The 19965-nt window shown below is 44.7% G+C and carries 15 protein-coding genes; all 15 read right to left on the bottom strand.

From position 1 onward, the window contains the following. Nucleotides 1-109 precede the first annotated feature (109 nt). Entirely contained in the window at nucleotides 110-568 is a 459-nt protein-coding gene (gene tnpA, locus OGY68_RS22880) for an IS200/IS605 family transposase (RefSeq protein ID WP_057069660.1), read from the bottom strand. Nucleotides 569-757: 189 nt separating this feature from the next. Beyond that, complete coding sequence (gnd, locus tag OGY68_RS22875) at nucleotides 758-2164, bottom strand: NADP-dependent phosphogluconate dehydrogenase (RefSeq protein WP_008785171.1); 1407 nt, start codon at nucleotides 2162-2164, stop codon at nucleotides 758-760. Nucleotides 2165-2316: 152 nt separating this feature from the next. Continuing rightward, on the bottom strand, nucleotides 2317-3552 hold the full coding sequence (gene wzx / locus OGY68_RS22870) for an O17/O44/O73/O77/O106 family O-antigen flippase (RefSeq protein WP_057095142.1): 1236 nt from the start codon (nucleotides 3550-3552) through the stop codon (nucleotides 2317-2319). Nucleotides 3553-3593: 41 nt separating this feature from the next. Next, nucleotides 3594-4925: an O17/O44/O73/O77/O106 family O-antigen polymerase gene (gene wzy / locus OGY68_RS22865; RefSeq protein WP_125362640.1), complete on the bottom strand. Its 1332-nt coding sequence runs from the start codon at nucleotides 4923-4925 to the stop codon at nucleotides 3594-3596. Nucleotides 4926-5108: 183 nt separating this feature from the next. Beyond that, a complete protein-coding gene (locus OGY68_RS22860; RefSeq protein ID WP_057069315.1) occupies nucleotides 5109-6530 on the bottom strand; it encodes a phosphomannomutase in 1422 nt (473 codons plus the stop codon). 4 nt (nucleotides 6531-6534) lie between these two features. After that, nucleotides 6535-7950 (bottom strand): mannose-1-phosphate guanylyltransferase/mannose-6-phosphate isomerase, encoded by a 1416-nt coding sequence (locus OGY68_RS22855; protein WP_057069310.1) that lies wholly within the window; start codon nucleotides 7948-7950, stop codon nucleotides 6535-6537. A 1-nt stretch (nucleotide 7951) separates the two neighbouring features. Continuing rightward, nucleotides 7952-9154, bottom strand: coding sequence for a glycosyltransferase family 4 protein (locus OGY68_RS22850; protein WP_125362641.1), 1203 nt, complete (start codon nucleotides 9152-9154; stop codon nucleotides 7952-7954). Next, nucleotides 9147-10151, bottom strand: a complete 1005-nt coding sequence (locus OGY68_RS22845; RefSeq protein WP_125362642.1) for a glycosyltransferase — start codon at nucleotides 10149-10151, stop codon at nucleotides 9147-9149. Before OGY68_RS22845 ends, OGY68_RS22850 begins: the two co-directional genes overlap by 8 nt. A 398-nt stretch (nucleotides 10152-10549) precedes the next feature. After that, nucleotides 10550-11443 (bottom strand): GalU regulator GalF, encoded by an 894-nt coding sequence (gene galF, locus OGY68_RS22840; protein WP_057067813.1) that lies wholly within the window; start codon nucleotides 11441-11443, stop codon nucleotides 10550-10552. 165 nt (nucleotides 11444-11608) lie between these two features. Further along, nucleotides 11609-13003, bottom strand: coding sequence for a colanic acid biosynthesis protein WcaM (gene wcaM, locus OGY68_RS22835; RefSeq protein ID WP_057067815.1), 1395 nt, complete (start codon nucleotides 13001-13003; stop codon nucleotides 11609-11611). Nucleotides 13004-13014: 11 nt separating this feature from the next. Further along, nucleotides 13015-14235, bottom strand: a complete 1221-nt coding sequence (wcaL, locus tag OGY68_RS22830) for a colanic acid biosynthesis glycosyltransferase WcaL (protein WP_057067817.1) — start codon at nucleotides 14233-14235, stop codon at nucleotides 13015-13017. Then, nucleotides 14232-15512: a colanic acid biosynthesis pyruvyl transferase WcaK gene (wcaK, locus tag OGY68_RS22825; RefSeq protein ID WP_057067819.1), complete on the bottom strand. Its 1281-nt coding sequence runs from the start codon at nucleotides 15510-15512 to the stop codon at nucleotides 14232-14234. Before wcaK ends, wcaL begins: the two co-directional genes overlap by 4 nt. A 23-nt stretch (nucleotides 15513-15535) precedes the next feature. Continuing rightward, nucleotides 15536-17014 carry a colanic acid undecaprenyl disphosphate flippase WzxC gene (gene wzxC / locus OGY68_RS22820; protein WP_057067821.1) on the bottom strand — a complete coding sequence of 493 codons (1479 nt, stop codon included), beginning with the start codon at nucleotides 17012-17014 and terminating at the stop codon, nucleotides 15536-15538. A 1-nt stretch (nucleotide 17015) separates the two neighbouring features. Further along, nucleotides 17016-18410 carry an undecaprenyl-phosphate glucose phosphotransferase gene (gene wcaJ / locus OGY68_RS22815; RefSeq protein ID WP_057067823.1) on the bottom strand — a complete coding sequence of 465 codons (1395 nt, stop codon included), beginning with the start codon at nucleotides 18408-18410 and terminating at the stop codon, nucleotides 17016-17018. A 54-nt stretch (nucleotides 18411-18464) separates the two neighbouring features. Further along, a complete protein-coding gene (gene cpsG, locus OGY68_RS22810; protein ID WP_057067825.1) occupies nucleotides 18465-19835 on the bottom strand; it encodes a colanic acid biosynthesis phosphomannomutase CpsG in 1371 nt (456 codons plus the stop codon). Between the last annotated feature and the right edge of the window lie 130 nt (nucleotides 19836-19965).

Below are 19965 nucleotides of genomic sequence, written 5' to 3'. Positions count from 1 at the left end.
AATAAATATCCTCCGGCATAGCCGGAGGTTTTTCTGATGCGCCTATAAGGCTCTGTTACCAGCCGCGCCCTAACAGGCGCATACGATCTGACATTTGCATCAGACTTCGTTACTTACGGCCCGTAAACGGGCTACCCGGATAAGGGATCGATAACTGCTCGCCCATTTTATCCTCTGCAAGCTGGTGCTTTATGTATTCCTGTATCCTTGCTGTGTTCTTACCCACCGTATCTACGTAATACCCACGACACCAGAACTCCCTGTTCCTGTATTTAAACTTCATATCACCAAACTGCTCATACAACATCAGACTGCTTTTACCTTTCAGATAACCCATAAAACCGGATACGCTCATTTTGGGCGGGATTTCCACAAGCATATGGATATGATCTGCACAGCATTCCGCTTCCAGGATCCGCACGTTTTTCCACTCACACAGCTTTCTTAAGATGCTGCCTATCGCCCTACGTTTCTCCCCGTAGAATGCTTGTCTTCGGTATTTGGGCGCAAAAACTATGTGATATTTACAGTTCCATCGGGTGTGCGCTAAGCTCTTTTCGTCCCCCATTGGGACCCCCTTTTGATTTCTTGTTTAACCCTTGCAGTTGCCAGACCGCAAGGTGTTTTAACAAATCAAAAGGGGTTTTAATAACTGGCCCAAAGCTGAAAGCTTTCCGGAACCCCCAGCCTAGCTGGGGGTTTTCTGTGCACAAAAAAAAGCCCGGTCAAAAAACCGGGCTAGTGTGCGTCAGAAGACTTACTCCATCCATTCGGTGTGGAATACACCTTCTTTATCAGTGCGTTTATACGTGTGCGCACCGAAGTAGTCACGCTGGGCCTGGATCAGGTTAGCCGGCAGTACCGCAGAACGGTAGCTATCGTAGTAGGCTACTGCTGCAGAGAAGGTCGGTACCGGAATACCGTTCTGCACAGCGTAAGCCACTACATCACGCAGCGCTTGCTGATATTCGTCAGCGATATTTTTGAAGTACGGGGCCAGCAGCAGGTTCGCGATGCCTTTGTTTTCAGCATACGCGTCAGTAATTTTCTGCAGGAACTGCGCACGAATGATGCAACCCGCGCGGAAAATCTTCGCGATTTCACCGTAGTTCAGATCCCAGTTGTATTCGTCAGACGCAGCGCGCAGTTGAGAAAAGCCCTGCGCGTAGGAGACGATTTTGCCTAGGTACAGCGCGCGGCGTACTTTCTCAACGAACTCAGCTTTATCGCCAGCCAGTTGAGCCTGCGGGCCGGACAGTACTTTAGATGCCGCTACACGCTGGTCTTTCAGAGAAGAGATGTAGCGCGCGAATACAGACTCGGTGATCAGTGACAGCGGTTCGCCCAGATCCAGAGAGCTCTGGCTGGTCCATTTACCGGTACCTTTGTTCGCCGCTTCGTCCAGGATCACGTCAACCAGGTATTTACCCTCTTCATCTTTTTTGGTGAAGATGTCTTTAGTGATGTCGATCAGGTAGCTGCTCAACTCGCCTTCATTCCACTCGGTGAAGGTGGTAGCCAGCTCTTCGTTAGACAGATTCAGGCCGCCTTTCAACAGGGAATAGGCTTCTGCAATCAGCTGCATGTCGCCGTATTCGATACCGTTGTGAACCATCTTCACGTAATGACCCGCGCCGTCAGCGCCAATATAGGTCACGCACGGCTCACCATCTTCCGCCACAGCAGCAATTTTGGTCAGGATCGGCGCAACCAGTTCGTAGGCTTCTTTCTGTCCACCAGGCATGATGGACGGGCCTTTCAGTGCGCCCTCTTCACCGCCGGATACGCCAGTACCGATGAAGTTAAAGCCTTCTGCGGACAGTTCACGGTTACGACGGATAGTGTCCTGGAAGAAAGTGTTACCACCATCAATGATGATGTCGCCTTTATCCAGATACGGCTTCAGGGAGTCGATGGCAGCATCTGTGCCTGCGCCCGCTTTCACCATTAACAGGATACGACGTGGGGTTTCAAGAGACTCGACGAACTCTTTCACCGTGTAATAAGGAACCAGTTTCTTACCCGGATTCTCGGCAACAACTTCTTCAGTTTTTTCGCGGGAGCGGTTGAAGATGGAGACGGTATAACCACGGCTTTCGATGTTGAGCGCCAAGTTGCGCCCCATCACTGCCATACCGACGACGCCGATCTGTTGCTTGGACATTACATACTCCTGTCAGGTGTGGTCACCGCGACATACGCGGTTATGCTTGTAAAGCAGATAGTATCAAACAATTAGTAATCTATGTTAGAACTTACTCAAGCTAAGTGTTCATAAATAGAACAAACTAATTCTAATCAAAGAGGACTCATTGATTACATTTCGAATGTTTTTTTAGGACGCATCTTTTTTATCATAAAAAAGCTGCAGAGAAGTAATATGAAACTAATACACTCTACAAGCAGAATCGTCATAGCAGCACCTTTAACACCGTACTTCATTATTAAGAAATACATAGTTGGTATCGATGTCAAAATGCAAACATACGAAACATACAATCCAACTTTATAAAACCCCTGTGACTGAATTATTGCAGTTGTACCACCATTGATACATTTCACACATGCAACAATCAAGAACATCATTATCAAGAAATCGTTATTAACATTAGAAATCAACACAAAATGACCCAAGTATTTTATTATAAAGAAATAAACAAATGAACTCAGCACGCCATATGCCACAATACATAATAGGAACTGGAACACCTTAGTAAAAGCATTTTTTTCTTGTAAGTTAATTCGGCAAAATCTTGCATATGCAACTGTAGAAAATACAGAAGAAACCATAACCAGTGGATCAACCATTCTAAATATCTGGCCATATGCTGCAAGATCCCCTGGGGCAAATGTCTTGAGATAAAAATTATCTACACGACTATAAATAATTACAACAACAGCTGTAAGACCTATACTTAGTGTATATTTATATAAAGAAAAAATTGACATTAGCGCATCAAAAGCTGACGTTCTAATGAACCTAAACTTGACACTAACGAATAGTTTTAGTGTAACCAGCGATACGAATAATAGTTCAACACACAGGTAATCCCATGCGTTAAATTTAACGTTTAAAAAATACTGAATAGCGAAGATCGTACACGTTGCAATAGATGCAATTGCGATCGGAAACGTGAGGGATTTATTGGAATTGAGAGATTGAAAATAGCTATTTGAGAAATTAAAAAATAAAGCAACGGGTAAGGCTAACACAATAGGAATGTAGACATTATATTGATAACCCTGAACAAAAGAATACAAACAAAACAGTAGTGAGACAATTACTCCAGAAAGAATTTTTTGTGCAAACGTTACATTTAATAGTTTTATTTTATCTGTGGAATCATTATATTTTTTTATAACAAACAGATCCACACCAAAATCAGTAACCACCCGAAGGACTTCGAGAAAACCAACTAAAAAAATGAACTCTCCGCCTACATCTTCTCCTAAGGAACGAGTAATCAGAATTATTGCAAGTGTTTTAAAACCGAAGTAACATATTTTATTAAATAGCGAAAAGATGCCATCGGAGAAAATTTCTTTGATCATGTCATGCCTACTAATGAGATCCTGGTCGAAAAACAAATCACTTACTGACCATGATTAATTTTATTTTTAACAAGCAATGGAGATATAATAACAATCGGCAATGATTTTAGAAGAAAAGCCAATGGCAAAATCAGTTCACCACGAACGGCATAAAAAAATCCAGAAATCATGGAGATGGCAACAAAGTTTATTATTACCCGTTGATTATTTAGTCCCCATTTAATAAATAACATCACCCCTGATAAATACAGTAAATAAATAATCACTCCCAAATTTAGACTCAGCAACGATGACTCTAACAATCCTGAAGATGACAACGCAATACCAGAGGATACATCACCTAAAACAATTATTGAAAAATCTTTTGCGATTTGTTGATCATCAAGAAAACCAAGACCGCTTAGCGGTAATACTTGTGTGAATACCACAGCGGGATGAAGTTGAACCCATCCTGATGATTGCATATCAAACAAATTCTGCATCCCCCCAAGAGTAGAGGATAGCGAATCTAAAACAATGCCAATATAATTCATAAAATCGATTTTGTACCCTTCACGGAAATACGATACCATCGAGAAGCATAAAAACCCGGCGATGAGAAATATTGGTTTTGAGAGCTGCTTAAATAAATTCCTTACTCTATACTCATTAGAGTACATATACAGTATAAAAATACAAATCACTGAAAAGAAAAACTTATTACGTATTCCAATAGCTAAATCAGATGCAAGTAAAACAAATGCAATAACTTTAATATAGGTCGGTGTTTTAAAATAAAAAGTGGACAATGACATTACAACTGCAAAACCACTAATAGCACGAATAACAAATGGAACTTGGGATAGCAATTCTTCGCTTTCAGTATAAATTGCCAAATGCCCTTCTCCTGAATTCAATATAAATACAAGATAAATTAATATTTTGTATAATTGACACAGTGCAACAATAGAAAACAAAATATAAAACAAACTAGTTAAATATCTTTTTTCTTCTTTTATGACAGTCTCTGTTGATTGCAAGTAAAGGATGGAATTGATCAACATCCCCCAGATACAAATTATTTCAAACCCATGATTCGCGTTTTTAAAATAGTAAAGATAAATCGATGGCAAACCAATAATCAAAGAAAAAACGAATGCAAAAAGCAAGGTTAGTGATAAATAGCGAACTCTATTGATATAATAATAGAACATCAAAATAACTAATAGTACTGTAGATATAGTGGCTAAAATATCAATATACGCTTGCGATACAAATGTATCCGCCCCTCCCCACAAGAAACATGAGGATAGTGAAAGAAATACAGAAAAATATATAGCCAAATGTTTAAACTGTATTTTATTGTACAATAATGAATAACATTGCTTATGCATAGTAATTAGTTTTATTAGTAAAGTAACTCATTTGAAAAATAAGAAACAGTTAATTTTACAATCTCTCATTCGGGATGAACGCAAATAAAAAACACCAATGCTAAATATAAACGATTTAAAAACAATCTATCACTGAGCGGTTCAATGACTAACCGCTCAAGAGTAGAAAGAAGTTTATATTTTTTACAAAAGAGTAACTTTATGCAAAACTTCTAATACTAATTTTTCAGCTTTTATTATGTTATCTGCTTCTGCATAGCATCGCAATTCAGGAGCGTTGCCTGACGGTCGCAAATGGATTATTGAACCATCACTTAGTGTCAATCTTAACCCGTCAGTTGTATCCACCGATTGTACATGAAGGTCGACAAAGCCTATTCTTTCGATAAATTCTTGAGGATTTTCTTGAGCTGACGCAATAATGTTTTTGCTTTTGCTTGTTGCAAAATTTTGAACTCTATTTGAGTAGGTAAATCGTGGTGGCAACTCCGCCAAGAGTTTTGAAATAGTCACATTATTGTTTATAGCCAGTGCCAGCACCATTAAAGCAGGCAAAACAGCATCTCTTGTTGGAAGCGCTTTAATCATACCGCTGTTATAATTTACATCGCTACCTAAAAGATACCCACCGTTAGCCTCAAACCCTGCAACACTATCAAAACTATTATTCAGAGAATCAAACGCTGAAATGACGAATGGTGAACCAATTTTAGTCAGCGTTACATGATTAAACCACCCGCAGGTCTGAATTACCGTATTACAACTTACAGGTACAGCTACCGCTTCAATATTCATTGCCTTTGAGCAAAATAGCCCTAATATGTCACCCCGTAACCAAACGCCATTTTCGTCAGCAACCAAAGGACGATCGCCATCGCCATCGGTAGAAAAAATCATATCGAGGTTATAGTCAGATGACCAGTGTAAAGCTTTTTCTTCATCTTCTTTTGATACTGCTTCAGTATCAATAGGCACAAACTCATCACTTCTACCAATACTTACAATTTCAGCACCAAGCTTACTGAATATTTCTGGATAAAGATCCCGTCCCGCACTTGAATGTTCATAAATCCCGATACGTTTACCTTTAAATATATTTGAAAAAATTGAAGTATTTCTCTCGATATAAGTATCAGCGGCCCGCTTTGAACATTGTAATTCTGGCAATACAGTCACATCAGGATATTCTTTTTCAGCATGTATAATGCTGTTCTCATTTTCTTTTGAAATTTCCCCATCTGGACGATAAAATTTCAAACCATTTCTATCAAATGGAATATGACTTCCAGTAACCATTATTGCAGGAATCCCATCGGCAATCGCTTGATTTGCCAAAGCTGGAGTTGGAATTACACCGTAGTAAATAGGTATAATACTACATTCCAACAATGCCGCTGCGCAAGCTTGTGCCATAGCATAGCTGCTTGGACGATTATCTATTGCGAGCGCAACCTCTTTAAAAGAAAAATCCTTCATCATTACATCGATAAAAGCATAAGTGAATGCAGCACACACGTTGGGTGTAAAATCTTTCACTAATCCACGAGCACCACTTGTACCAAATGCAATTCCGCTATTTTTAATTACATCATTGGTAATATTCATATAATTATTTATCCTCAACACGACCATATTTATCACTTAGGCGCACAATATCATCATCACCTAGATATACACCCGACTGAATCTCAATTACTTCTAATGGTATCTTTCCTGGATTTTCCAAGGTATGAACTGTGCCAATTGGTATGAAAGTTGACTCATTTTCAGTGACGAAATAAGTGCGTTCGCCGCAAGTCACCTTTGCAGTACCAGCGACAACCACCCAATGCTCAGCTCGATGATGATGCATTTGTGTTGAGAGACATTCACCAGGCTTAACGGTAATACGTTTTACCTGATAACGGTCGCCACGTTCTACAGAATCATAACGTCCCCAAGGGCGATAGACTTCGCGATGGGATATATGTTCGCTACGTTTTTGCTTTTTAAGAATTTCGACAATCTTCTTTATGTCTTGTACGTTGTCTTGCTGTGCTACAAGGAGCGCATCTTTAGTTTGAACTATAATGAGGTTATTAACTCCAACGGTGCTGATCAGTGAACCTTCAGAGTAAATGTAGTTGTTCCTGCTGTTATAGTTAATTACATCACCATGCGATACATTTTCATGTTCATCTTTCTCTGATATTTCCCAAAGTGATGTCCATGAACCGATGTCACTCCATTCAGCATCAAGTGGAATAACTACACAATCCTGAGTTTTTTCCATTACCGCATAATCAATTGACTCATCAGGACATTCTGCAAAGACATCAGAATTTAATCTGATAAAATCTAGATCAGTGCTAGCACTAGAAAGCGACTCTTTACACGCTGCCAAAATATCAGGGCGAAATTTTTTCAATTCATCTAAATATACGCTCGCCTTGAACATGAACATACCACTATTCCACAAATAGCATTTTTGTTCGAGATAATTTTTAGCCGTTTCTAAATCAGGTTTTTCGACGAAAGAATTTACTTTAAATACAGAGTTTTTAACTTGTTCGCCCTTTTTAATATAGCCATACCCAGTTTCAGGTTTGGTCGGGACGATGCCAAAAGTCACTAACTTGTTGTCAACGGACTCTTGTTCTGCAGCTAAAACAGCTGCATGGAAGGCTTCAATATCCTGAATAGCATGGTCTGCAGCAAGAACCAGCATATGATGATCGCCATGGAGTTCCAGAGCCTTTAGAGCAGCCAGCGCAACGGCGGGCGCAGTATTTCTACCTACAGGTTCGAGAATAATCTGGAAGTCATCCACACCGAACTGTCGCAATTGTTCAGCAACAATAAATCTATGCTCATTGTTGCTAACAATGACAGGAGGCAAACAATTTAATCCATCAAGTCTCTTCAACGTTTCCTGGAGCAAACTATTTTCATTAGTCAATGATAAAAATTGTTTCGGGTATAACGAACGAGAAAGAGGCCATAAGCGAGTCCCAGAACCACCGGCCATAATAATTGGGATAATCATTTTATTTTACAGACTCCTTAATTTTCTGGATATATGGGTTCAATTTAGCTTCCCATGAAAAATTCTCATCGATAAATTTTTTCGCAACTACTGCTGTTTCGGTATATTTATCCAGATTTGTTATAAAATTATTTAATACCCGTAAATATTCTTCTTTTGTATTGGCAACATAAATCTCCTTACCCTCCTCTGCTCCCAAGCCTTCAAAGCCAACAGTAGAAGAGATACAAGGTAATCCCAAAGCCATATATTCAAGCACCTTATTTTGGATACCTGCCCCTAATCTAATAGGACATACACCAATATGTCCATCAGCTGCCGCATAAGTTATGCTATCAACTTCACCTGTGACAACAACGCCAGGCTGACTTTCTAACCAACTCTTATCTTTATCTGTAATACGTCCGATGACCTTAAATTCAAAATTACCATGCTTGTTCAGAAATGGTAAAACTTCCTTGGTGAACCATTTCACACTATCCATATTTTGCAAAGAATATAAATTACCTATAAATACAAGGGTTATCTTTTTATCTTTAGCTATTTTTCGTTCTGAAAAAGGTAAGCTAACGGCATCAACACCATTTCCACAAACTAATACATTATTCGGACGGTCTGGATATAAATAATCGGAGTCAACCTGTGATACCAAAGTAGTCAAGCTGAATTTGTTATTTATAGTTCGCTCATATCGTTCGAGTCTTTTTTGTTCAAATGAATATACAAATGTTTTTAAACTCAATAAAGATGCTTTTTCCTTTACTCGTTTATAATTAAGTGAAATGGCATCGGTCATCTCTAAAAAATTTATATCTTTATTATCTTTCACATAATCACCAACTCTTATCAAATGTGAAAGAGTTGCAGAATGTTCAGGTAATAACTGCTTAAGTTTATCTTCAAATTCTTTAGATTTATAATACCCAATCTGTAGGGGAGTATTTGAAAACAAAGATAATATGACATTTAAAACAGATTTTTTCTTTGAAAGATATACTCTGTGAACACTACTAAAAACTTCACGATCATATTCATAGTTGAGCTCTTCGCGTTTATCACACAGACTCAACAACGTAAGATCATAATGCTTAGACAGTTCTTTACAGATCTTATAGATACGTAATCGATCCCCACCAATTACAGGAAACGGGAACCGTGGAGTCAAAACTAATATCTGTTTCCTATTTATATCAATATTACTCATAAATCTTTCTCAATTCATTTTCAAATAAAATATGTTCATGCAGAGCTTTCCTTTCGACACTGGGTGAATTATCTACCAAGTATGAATAGACTTCATAATACTCAGAATAGTAAGTATAAAAGAAAATATTCGAATCCTTTTGTTCGCGGAAAGCAGAGATCCGTGTGCATATAACATTTTTGCATGTGAGTTTTGCTTCAGCTAAAGTCCTGCCATACCCCTCGGCAAGCGAATGAGCCCAAACAATTTTAGAATTACAATATAGTTTGACAACTTCCTCTAAAGAAACAAACCCAATAATTTCAATTTCTTTATCTGTATCCCGTCCATCAATTAAGTCGTTAACCTTGCTAATACCATTCCCACAACCTAATATTTTTAATGGTATTCTTTTTCCCCTTGGGATTGAAAAATAATAGTCCAGAGCTGTGACTAGATCCTTATTTTCCCCTAAACCTGAAACTAAAAGTAAATATCCAAGATCTTTTATTTCGGTAACATTAGCAATTTTCTCAAATGTGAAAAATGGATTTGGGAGCAGGATAGATTCTATACGCTTAAATAGCGATATTCTCTTAGACACTCGCTGAGTGCTTTGAGAAATAAATATTACTTTCTTTGCTAAAAAAGAAGAAAAATAAATACAGATTTTCACATAAATAGCAGCAAGGTTTCGTTTGTTTTTCTTAAGACTAATGAAGTCATGAATTATAACAATTGCCTTACCTAATAACAAGTCAATGATGGAACTACTATTATAGGGATATATATTATACTTAGTTCTATAAACTATACCCATAATTGGTATTAAAAGCTGCTCTACTATTATAAAAAGAACATTCAGAAACCATGAAGGAAGCTTATGGAATATTTTTGGACATGCAACATAAATAACCTGAACATTATTATCTCTTAACTTTTGCACAAGTTCAGAAGTATAGATCGGTATTCCTCTTTTCAAAATACCATCAAAAAAATTATTTACAATTACTTTCATGTTTGCTCTTAAGTCTATTTCAGATATTATCAATTGTATAAAAATAGTCAGGATTATTATTTCTTCTTTTGAGAACGCATCATATAAACACAATCATACCACGCTACCGCCCCTGGCTTAACAGCTACCAGTGCACTAGCAAAATTCCAAAGATGTACCCCGCCCCGCTAGCTATCGCAAAGCTATCTTAAATTCAAACGCTAATTGTCTTACCAAACGCGGCCAGAAACAAGAAAAAATCCAACAAAAAACAAATTAAACTTGGTAGGTTAACTTGTTGTAATTCTTTATTTTTAATATAAAAAACGACAGTAACATTCCATTGCCTAAAGCATAGACGCTGGGATGTTAGCTGCCGCTATTTTTTCTGGCTAGCCGTCACAAAGACCTGTAAATTTCTACTCGCTCAGTAGGTTCTCGATGCTCTTACGGAACTTCGGACCTTCCTTCAGATTATGCAGCCCATACTTAACGAATGCCTGCATGTAGCCCATCTTTTTACCACAGTCATAGCTTTCGCCGGTCATCAGCATGGCATCAACAGACTGTTTTTTAGCCAGCTCTGCAATGGCATCCGTCAACTGAATTCGCCCCCAGGCGCCTGGCTGCGTATGCTCCAGTTCTGCCCAAATATCAGCAGACAGCACATAGCGCCCTACGGCCATCAGATCGGAATCAAGCGTTTGCGGCTGATCCGGTTTTTCGATGAATTCAACGATGCGACTGACTTTACCTTCATTGTCCAAAGGCTCTTTGGTCTGAATAACAGAATACTCAGACAGATCGCCTTCCATACGCTTAGCAAGTACCTGACTGCGCCCGGTTTCATTAAAACGGGCAACCATGGCAGCCAGGTTGTAACGCAGCGGATCCGCACTTGCGGTATCCAGAATGACGTCAGGTAATACCACGACAAACGGGTTATCGCCAATGATAGGGCGAGCACAAAGAATGGAATGCCCCAGACCCAGCAACTGAGCCTGACGAACGTTCATGATAGTCACGCCCGGAGGACAGATAGACTGCACCTCGGCTAATAACTGGCGCTTAACACGCTGCTCAAGCAACGATTCGAGTTCGTAAGAGGTGTCGAAGTGGTTCTCAACGGCGTTCTTAGACGCATGAGTCACCAGAACGATTTCTTTGATACCGGCAGCTACAATCTCGTCGACAATGTATTGAATCATCGGCTTGTCTACGATCGGCAGCATCTCTTTAGGGATTGCCTTCGTGGCAGGCAACATGTGCATCCCCAGACCTGCTACCGGAATAACTGCTTTCAAATTAATCATTAAGTCATTCACCTATTCAATTGTTGCTGAATTATAGCTTTTTAGCTTGTTTTAGCCAGTATGAATTACATTACTCCGATGCCGCGTATGTTACGCCGCTTAACTGCGGAATGCAGTAATCTTAATCCCAGGCGGGTACAACTTTTGCCAGGAATGGTCGCAAAGTTACCTCCCCTGCCCCGGCAGTCGAAAATTCACCGCTTCGACATTCACCACCTGATGGCTTACCCGGTCAATGTCAACTGAACTTTGCCCGCTTTCGTTTACCGCATGGATATTCGCCAGTGATAGCAAGGTGTCCTGCTTAGCCATAAACTTGCCGCGCACATCCTGGCGTAGATCGAATTGCATCTTGAGCGCGGGTCCTGTTGCGGATTGCTGCATCACTCTGATGTTACGTAAAAAAAGATGCTGCGGTTGGTTGTGCAACTCAAGCGTGGCTCGTTTCATCTCAACGTTGGTAATGGCCACGAACGACGTTGCATTACCTGATGAGATCTGAATGCCGCGTAATTTATATTCAAGTTTCGTGTTATCCAGATGGATATTATTTAACTTAAAGTTCTGCGGGATGGATAAATATCGTCCTTTAATAACACCGTAGCCAATGAGCATACCTGCGCTATTTTCCATATTGATATTATCAATCACGAAATTATCACAGCCATAAATAGTGACCGTCGCATTATCAATACCTGCTTTCTTACTAAAATCTGGGGTAATATTTCGTGCGGTGATATTACGAATGATAAAATGTTTACCGTTCTCTACATGGACTAACTGTCGACAGTCGGTGCCGGTGATATTCGCCACCACAAAGTTTTTTACCGCCAGCTCATCGGGATAGGTATTGTCATAGGTACTGCCCGCCAGTCCGATGCCGATGCCCCAATTCACGTTGCCATTGGTACAGTTGATACGTTCAATGACATGGTCAGAAATGAGGATGTTGCTGTCGTTGATCGCCACATTCCACTCAATGGCATCTCCCTGTAGATCGCTAAAACGGCAGTTTGTAATCTTTACGCCATCCATCCGGTTATGAAAGCCCTGACGCAGGATCCCATAGTTGGCGCGCGTGACGGTAATATCATCGATAACCAGATTGCGCATCAGCCTTGGTGTTTTGCCGCCGATATACATTTGCGTCACTGGGCCAAAACCACTCATGGCAATCCCTTTTATCACACAGTCTGAACCGCGCACATCGAGGGTAACATTCCTCAGGCTCCCCCTCTGCTCACCCACTACCTTACATCCATCCTGCAGAACAAAGCGACCACGGCCATTGCCGCTGATTCTGCCTTGCAGGTGTAGCGTTTTGCCAGGAGGAATAAGGATAGCGGTATTGAGATCCTTACATTCAAGTCCATTTGGTACGACTACCGTTTGTCCTTCTTTGAACGCCTGCCGGAAAGAAGCGACCCAATCCTTTGGGTTGTAATCCTGAATGTTAACACTGTCCGATGATTCAAGCGCCCGGACAACGGGAGAATGCAGTACGACAAGCGCAGAGCCTGCCGTCAGAAAAGTACGGCGTGAGAGTTTGTTCTCTGACATACAACCTCGATTTACATCGTTTGCAGCAGACTGGCTAACTGTTTATTGATCGCTAACTGATTAAATTCAGTTTCAATTTTTTCGCGCGCGCACTGCACAATCGGTTGTACCTGCTCACTGTCGAGTAGGCTAAATGCCGCTAATCTCTCTGCCAGTGCCTGCGCATCGTTTTCCGGTGCCAGCCAGCCAGACTTGCCCGACTCGACCAGCTCAGGGATCCCGCTGTGAACGGTAGAAATTACCGGGATACCTACCGCCATCGCCTCCATCAGCGCCACCGGGATCCCCTCCATATCGCCGTCTCTTCCGGTAATCGACGGCAGTAAAAATACATCCGCCTGTTCAAGCATCTCCTTTACCTGATGGCTGGGCTTAAAGCCGGGCATCTCAATCACGTCATCGAGTTGATATTGCTCGATCAGTGTGCGTAAACGTCGCTCCCAAGGGCCGATACCCAGGATGCGATAACGAAATGAGACGCCCTGCTCTTTTAACTGACGACAAGCTTCGATGGCGACGTGCAGTCCTTTTTTCTCGGTTAACCGGGCGACAGAGATAATTTCCAGCGGTGCAGCTGGTGCTTTCAGTTGGCGAGGGGTAAAACGCGTCATGTCGATACCCATACGCGAAACCGCGATTTTTTGCGGCGGGCATCCCATGTTTTTTAAACGTCCGGCCCAGAGATTGCTGATGGGTAACATCAAATCTCCACGTTGAAACAGCTGCTGATACTCAGGGGTATAGCGGGTAAGCACATCCCGATGCGAAACATCGACGCCGTGAAATACCGTGGCGATTTTTCCGCGGATCATCCCAAGCTCACGCAGCTTAGCGGCCGTTACGCCTGCTGGCCCAAAATGAGCAATAAAGACATCCGCTTCAAACGCCCGCGGATTCCCACCGCAAATGGCCGCCAAAATCAGATTGCGTGCCTCGTCGCCATAGTGTGCAACATTAAGCGCTTTCCAGGTCGCTGCGCGGGTGAGACCGTGCAGAGCCGCCGCCGCCCTATATTTCAGCTTCGCCAGTTTGCTTTCCGGTTCATTCAGCAACCAGCGCGTTTTTTCCCCCAGATGGTAGGTATTAAATGAGGCATGCGTATTTTCAAGATCGCCCTTCTGCAAAGCGACAATCTCCACGTCGTAGCCCATATCAATAAATGCGGTTATCTGATTGAGTACAAAGGTCTCAGAAGAGAGCGGAAATTTAAGCAGGAAAAAACCAATCTTCATTTTTCCCCCTCAATACGCGTTAAAACCGACTGCACCATGCGTACCCCGCGTTCGCGTTCGCGTGTCACAGCGTCCCCAAGTCGTATGTTCAGATCAGGTAACTGTCCGAGGGTATCGGCGACCTTTCCTTCCAGACTGCCATCGAGCAGATGACGAATATCGACAGCCATCTCCGGCAACCCCAACTGTTGCATGATCCCTGCCGATTTATGCTCGTAGTTAATGGCGATGGCCGGCGTCATAAAATTCATCGAGATGATGGCCGAGTGCAACCGAGTACCCACCGTCAGATCGCATGCCCCCAGAATCTTCCCCATCTCCAGATCGTTAAGTTCATCCATCACCACGTGATATCGGGACGAATCGTTAACATACTGGCGCAGGTTTAACGCCACCATGCGATCATCTTTGTTGTAACTATCAATACCAGTGCAGGTTGACAGCGCTATCACCTGGTAACCTTCATCAAGGATGCGGTTCACCACGCCGGCAAAGGCTTGCTCATAGGCCTGCTGCGTTGTCCCCAGACGCTTATCAAAAGGAGCCAGCTCGCGCAATGTAATGGCAACGGTCTTCTGTTTAGCCGCCATGTCTAACCAGTGCTGTACCGCATAACCTGGCTCAAAATCCTCATGATGATTGTCGACAAGCCAGGCCGTATCCACGCCTGTTTCGACTTTATCCGTGGTAATTGCGCTGCGTTTCATCAGATCCAGACTGACGGATTCACGTAAAATCAATGCATTACAGTGGCCAAACACGTAGTTCGCCAGTTGATTAAACTGCTCATCCTGGAATGGCCCCACGCTGTGACCAATCATGTACAACGGTTTTTTCGCCATAAACGAACACAACGCATGTTCAAACTGCGGCACACCATACAGATCGACAAAGAACGATCCACCGACCTGGATGATGGCGTCATAGCGCGACAACAAACGAACAAAATCGGTAAAGCCCTGTGCGATAGCTATATTGCGCAGATTACCGGAGTCGGTAACACGCGAGAGCAGTACCTGGTGCTGATAGCGACGACGCAGCACCTTCTTCACGCGCCCCATAACACCCGCTGCGTTGTTGTGTTGCTTCATCTGCGAATACAGCGGATCGCCCATAACCGGGCGGTTCAGCAACCACGAAGAGCTCACCGGGTAGCGGCTCATAACATCCACTTCAGTCTCAGGACGCAACGCGTTAATGGCATCCAGCAAACCGCGCAGGATCGCGCTATCCCCTCGGTTCCCGCAGGTATGGTTGCCCAAAATTAATAGTTTCATTATGACCTCTTAAAGCGTTGTTCTTATCCTGCACGGAGCAAGGTTTTCATTTTTTCACTGCGACAGAGCTGGCGTTTTATTTCCACCACCAGCGGATGACGCGACAGCACCATCATTAGCGCAAACGCCAGTGCCCCTGCCGCTATCTGGCTCCCCAACAACACGCCCAACGACAGTTGCCCATGCAGCATTACGCCCAGCGCATAGCTCACCACAAGGGTTGGCAAGGAGAGATACAACGGCAGCCAAAGACTGAGCATGTACTGGCGGTAGCTGGGGCCAAGAACAGGTTTAATCATCACGAAATAGCTGAGGACTGTGTTAATCACCTGGACCAGCAAAAAGCCCAGCGTCACGCCAATTGCCCCGGCCAGATGTCCACCGATGAAAATGGCGGGAATAAACAGAAAGGTTTTGAACACATTGAATTTAAAGCTGATATCGACCCGCGCTTTCGCCATCAGCAGTGAACCGATTGGATTCCCCACCGAGCGCAGCAGCCCAACAATGCACAGCAGTTGCAGGATGGGGATAATGCCGTTCCACTTCTCACCGAATACCAGCGGCACCACGTTATTCGACACCACCATCAGTCCCAGCAGCGCCGGGAAGTTGAAAATCCCAACCACCGACAGCAGCTTGTAAAAATTCACTCGCAGCTTTTCACTGTCGTCCTGGATTTTGGCAAACGCCGGAAACAGCACGCGGGTGATAATCGGGTTCAGTTTGATCGGGGGGACAACCGCCACATTCCAGGCGAGATTGAATCCGCCCGCCACGCCAGCTCCCAACGTGCGGGCTAAAACCAGCGTGGAAAGGTTGGTATTGATGTAATTGATGATGCTGTCTGCCGTCAGCCACGCACCAAAACGCAGATTCGACGAAACGGATGCCAGCGAAAAATGCAGCCCCGGACGGTAAATCCGGCGACCAAAATAGCCGAACAGCAGCGTACGTAGCGTACTGTTTACCAGGTACCCGAGAATGGCCGTCAGTGCGAGCGGCCAGAAATGGGCGCTGACTACGGTAAAGGTAAAACCGGCCAGTACCGAACTGGTTTCAATCATGCCAATTTTGTTGAAGGCCAGCTCTTTTTGCATCAGCGCACGAAACTGCTGCCCGTGCGGTATCACCACAAACGCCAGCGATAACGTTTTGATGAGCGGTGCCAGTTCTGGGTTATTAAGTACGCTGGCAATCGTCTCGCTCAGCAAAAACATCGCTACGCATACCACGATACCCAGCCCCACGTTGAGCCAGTACAGCGTGGTCAGTTCAAGATAGCCAATCTCTTTGCGCTGAATAATTGAGTTGGCAATACCAAAGTCAGACAACGTATCGGCCAGCGCGATGATCACCAGCGCCACGGTTAACAACCCGAACTGGTGGTTATCAATAATCCGTGCCAGTACGGTCATCTGGATAAGACCCAGACCAATGATGATCACCGTGGCAATCGCCGACCACTTTGCGCCGTTCAGCGTTTTTTCTCGTAAGCTCATGTTAATACGCCGCTTTGTTGACAAAGCCTTTGAATACCGTCAGAAAAACAATTTTGATATCGAACCACACGCTCCACTCGCGAATGTATTCGAGGTCAAACTCCACACGTTTTTCCATTTTTTCCAGCGTATCGGTTTCACCGCGCCAGCCGTTGATTTGCGCCCAGCCGGTAATACCCGGTTTCACCTTATGGCGTAACATGTACCCCTCGATAAGCTGGCGGTACTGTTCGTTATGCGCTACCGCATGCGGGCGTGGCCCGACAATAGACATGCCCCCGGTCAGCACGTTAATAAACTGCGGCAGTTCATCGAGCGACGTTCGGCGCAGGAAATTCCCCACAGGGGTAACGCGCGGATCGTTTTGCGTCGCCTGCGTCACAACCGCGTCGTTTTCCATCACTTTCATCGAGCGAAATTTCCAGACTTTGATCGGTTTTCCGTCCATGCCATAACGGGTCTGACGGAAAATCACCGGTCCTTTGGAGGTCAGTTTTACCAGTAGCGCTATGCCACACAGCACCGGAGAAATAAGCAGCAGGATCAGCGAAGCCAGCACGATATCTTCCGCGCGTTTCAACAGGCGATTGATCCCCGAGAGCGGCGTGTCATACAGCGGCACCACCGGAACGCCGTTCATCTCTTCAATCCGTGAATGCAGAATGTTGAATGTAAAGACATCAGGAATAAGGATCACTGAGCAGGTAGTGTCGGCCAGCGCGCGAACCAGTTTTTTGACGCTGGCGCCATCGCTCATCGACATGGCGATATAAACGTTATGAATACGTGAGGCTTTGGCGTCGTCCACCAGCTGTTGCAGATTACCGGCCCAGTCACGGGAGTTTTTTCCAGGGATAGGATCGTGATAGACCCCCGCCACTTCAAACCCCAGCCACGGTTCATGGCGAAAGCTGTCCAATAGCATTTGTCCGGCGGGCAGGTCCCCTGCCACCGCCACCCGGCGCGTGTTATACCCGCGATTACGCAGCCATCCCGCGCCGTAGCGAATAAACGAACGGCACAACACCAAGCCAACGCTGGATAGCAGATACCACGCCAGCCAGACGGCGAGACGGTTATCAAAATCGTTATTAAAGGCGATCAGACCTGCGCAAAAAATCAGGCTCAGCGTCCAGTTTTGCAGCAACAGCACCAGCTCAGTGGAAATTTTGACACCGCGCCAGGAGCGATAAAAATCCGTTATGCCACCGAGCATCTGAAAAACGACCAGCGTGATCAACGCCACCAGCAGGTGCATGTACAGGAAAGGCAAACCGCTTAATTCGCAGATTACCCACAACCCGCCAAACATGATGGTGATATCTGAAAAGCGTTGCACCATCGAAATTAACGACGCATTGGTTTTGGCGCGTTCGCGCTTCTTTAGATGTGTCATCGTGGTTCCTGTTAGTCACCCTTTGCCCAGAATCGGGCAAAGGAAGCACCAGCATTACTGATTCAGTAACGCCAGAAGAGTGCGCGTTCGCGCTTCCATCAACGGAATATCTCCGCGCGATTCCACGTTCAGGCGCACCACCGGTTCGGTATTGGATGAGCGTAAATTGAAGCGCCAGTCGACAAACGACATGCTGATACCGTCCGTTCTGTCCACCGACAACGCCTCACGGGAAAAATGCTGCTCCACGCGCGCAATCGCTGCCGTCGGCTCTGCCAGCGTACTGTTTATTTCTCCGCTCGCCGGATAGGCCACCATCCGGTCGCGGACCAGCTCGCCCAGCGACTGTCCTTTCAGACACAGCAGCTCCGCCACCAGCAGCCACGGGATCATTCCGCTGTCGCAATAGGCAAAATCGCGGAAATAGTGGTGCGCGCTCATTTCGCCACCATAAATGGCATCTTCGTGGCGCATCCGCTCTTTGATAAACGCGTGCCCGGTTTTTGACATCACCGGTTTACCGCCTGCCGCCGTCACCACATCCACGGTGTTCCAGGACAGGCGTGGGTCGTGGATAATTTTCGCCCCCGGACTCTTCTCCAGAAACGCCTCCGCCAGCAGGCCGACAATGTAGTAGCCTTCAATGAACTGACCTTTTTCATCGAACAGAAAGCAGCGGTCAAAATCACCGTCGAAGGCAATACCCATATCCGCGCCGTGTTCAATCACTGCATGGCGCGTATCGGCCCGGCATTCCGGCAGCAGAGGATTGGGAATACCGTTGGGGAAGTTGCCATCCGGCGTGTTGTGAATTTTGATGAACTCGACCGGCACGCCCAGCGCCTTAAAACGGGCTTCAATGGCGTCAACCACCGGACCTGCCGCGCCGTTGCCGGAATTGAGCACCAGCTTCATCGGTTTCAGGTTGGCGGGATTGATGTAACCCAGCAGGTGGTCAATGTAGGCATCACGGGTATTAATGCGCTGGTAGCGGCCACGTTTTGTCTCATCAACCGCCGGGAAGTCGTTGGCTTCCGCCAGACGCTGCACGTCGCGCAGACCGGTATCACCGCTGATGGGCCGCGCCCCTTCCCGCACCAGCTTCATACCGTTGTAATCCATCGGATTATGGCTGGCGGTCACTTCAATACCGCCGTCAATGCCCAGGTGGAAGGTGGCGAAGTAAATCTCTTCGGTGCCCGACATGCCAATATCCAGCACATCCACGCCCGCATCCTGCAGTCCTTTCGCCAGCGCCAGCTTTAGCGTCTCGCTGGTCAGGCGCACGTCACCGCCGAGGACAATCGTTTTTGGCTTCAGGTACTCGCCGTAAGCGCGGCCAATGCGCCACGCGATATCTTCATTCAGCTCTTCGCCCAACCTGCCGCGAATATCGTAGGCTTTGAAACAGGTTAATTTCGTCATGATTTACCCTTCTTCAGGCAACAGGAGGCCCTGACTCTTAATGAGCCTTTTAATGAGTGTTAAATGCATTTCCCGGAGCGCTTCGCTTATCGGCCCTACGGTGTTGTAGGCTGGATAAGCGCAGCGCATC

Origin of the sequence: Citrobacter sp. Cpo065, assembly GCF_030332805.1 — a bacterium.
Classification (GTDB): Bacteria; Pseudomonadota; Gammaproteobacteria; order Enterobacterales; family Enterobacteriaceae; genus Citrobacter; species Citrobacter portucalensis.
The sequence above is the reverse complement of the archived record's forward strand: the minus strand, read 5'-3'. Positions and strand labels throughout refer to the sequence as shown.

Coding starts and splice junctions, on each gene's coding strand:
- tnpA (WP_057069660.1), bottom strand. CDS start 568: ATGGGGGACGAAAAGAGCTTAGCGCACACCCGATGGAACTGTAAATAT.
- gnd (WP_008785171.1), bottom strand. CDS start 2,164: ATGTCCAAGCAACAGATCGGCGTCGTCGGTATGGCAGTGATGGGGCGC.
- wzx (WP_057095142.1), bottom strand. CDS start 3,552: ATGATCAAAGAAATTTTCTCCGATGGCATCTTTTCGCTATTTAATAAA.
- wzy (WP_125362640.1), bottom strand. CDS start 4,925: ATGCATAAGCAATGTTATTCATTATTGTACAATAAAATACAGTTTAAA.
- OGY68_RS22860 (WP_057069315.1), bottom strand. CDS start 6,530: ATGAATATTACCAATGATGTAATTAAAAATAGCGGAATTGCATTTGGT.
- OGY68_RS22855 (WP_057069310.1), bottom strand. CDS start 7,950: ATGATTATCCCAATTATTATGGCCGGTGGTTCTGGGACTCGCTTATGG.
- OGY68_RS22850 (WP_125362641.1), bottom strand. CDS start 9,154: ATGAGTAATATTGATATAAATAGGAAACAGATATTAGTTTTGACTCCA.
- OGY68_RS22845 (WP_125362642.1), bottom strand. CDS start 10,151: ATGAAAGTAATTGTAAATAATTTTTTTGATGGTATTTTGAAAAGAGGA.
- galF (WP_057067813.1), bottom strand. CDS start 11,443: ATGATTAATTTGAAAGCAGTTATTCCGGTAGCAGGTCTGGGGATGCAC.
- wcaM (WP_057067815.1), bottom strand. CDS start 13,003: ATGTCAGAGAACAAACTCTCACGCCGTACTTTTCTGACGGCAGGCTCT.
- wcaL (WP_057067817.1), bottom strand. CDS start 14,235: ATGAAGATTGGTTTTTTCCTGCTTAAATTTCCGCTCTCTTCTGAGACC.
- wcaK (WP_057067819.1), bottom strand. CDS start 15,512: ATGAAACTATTAATTTTGGGCAACCATACCTGCGGGAACCGAGGGGAT.
- wzxC (WP_057067821.1), bottom strand. CDS start 17,014: ATGAGCTTACGAGAAAAAACGCTGAACGGCGCAAAGTGGTCGGCGATT.
- wcaJ (WP_057067823.1), bottom strand. CDS start 18,410: ATGACACATCTAAAGAAGCGCGAACGCGCCAAAACCAATGCGTCGTTA.
- cpsG (WP_057067825.1), bottom strand. CDS start 19,835: ATGACGAAATTAACCTGTTTCAAAGCCTACGATATTCGCGGCAGGTTG.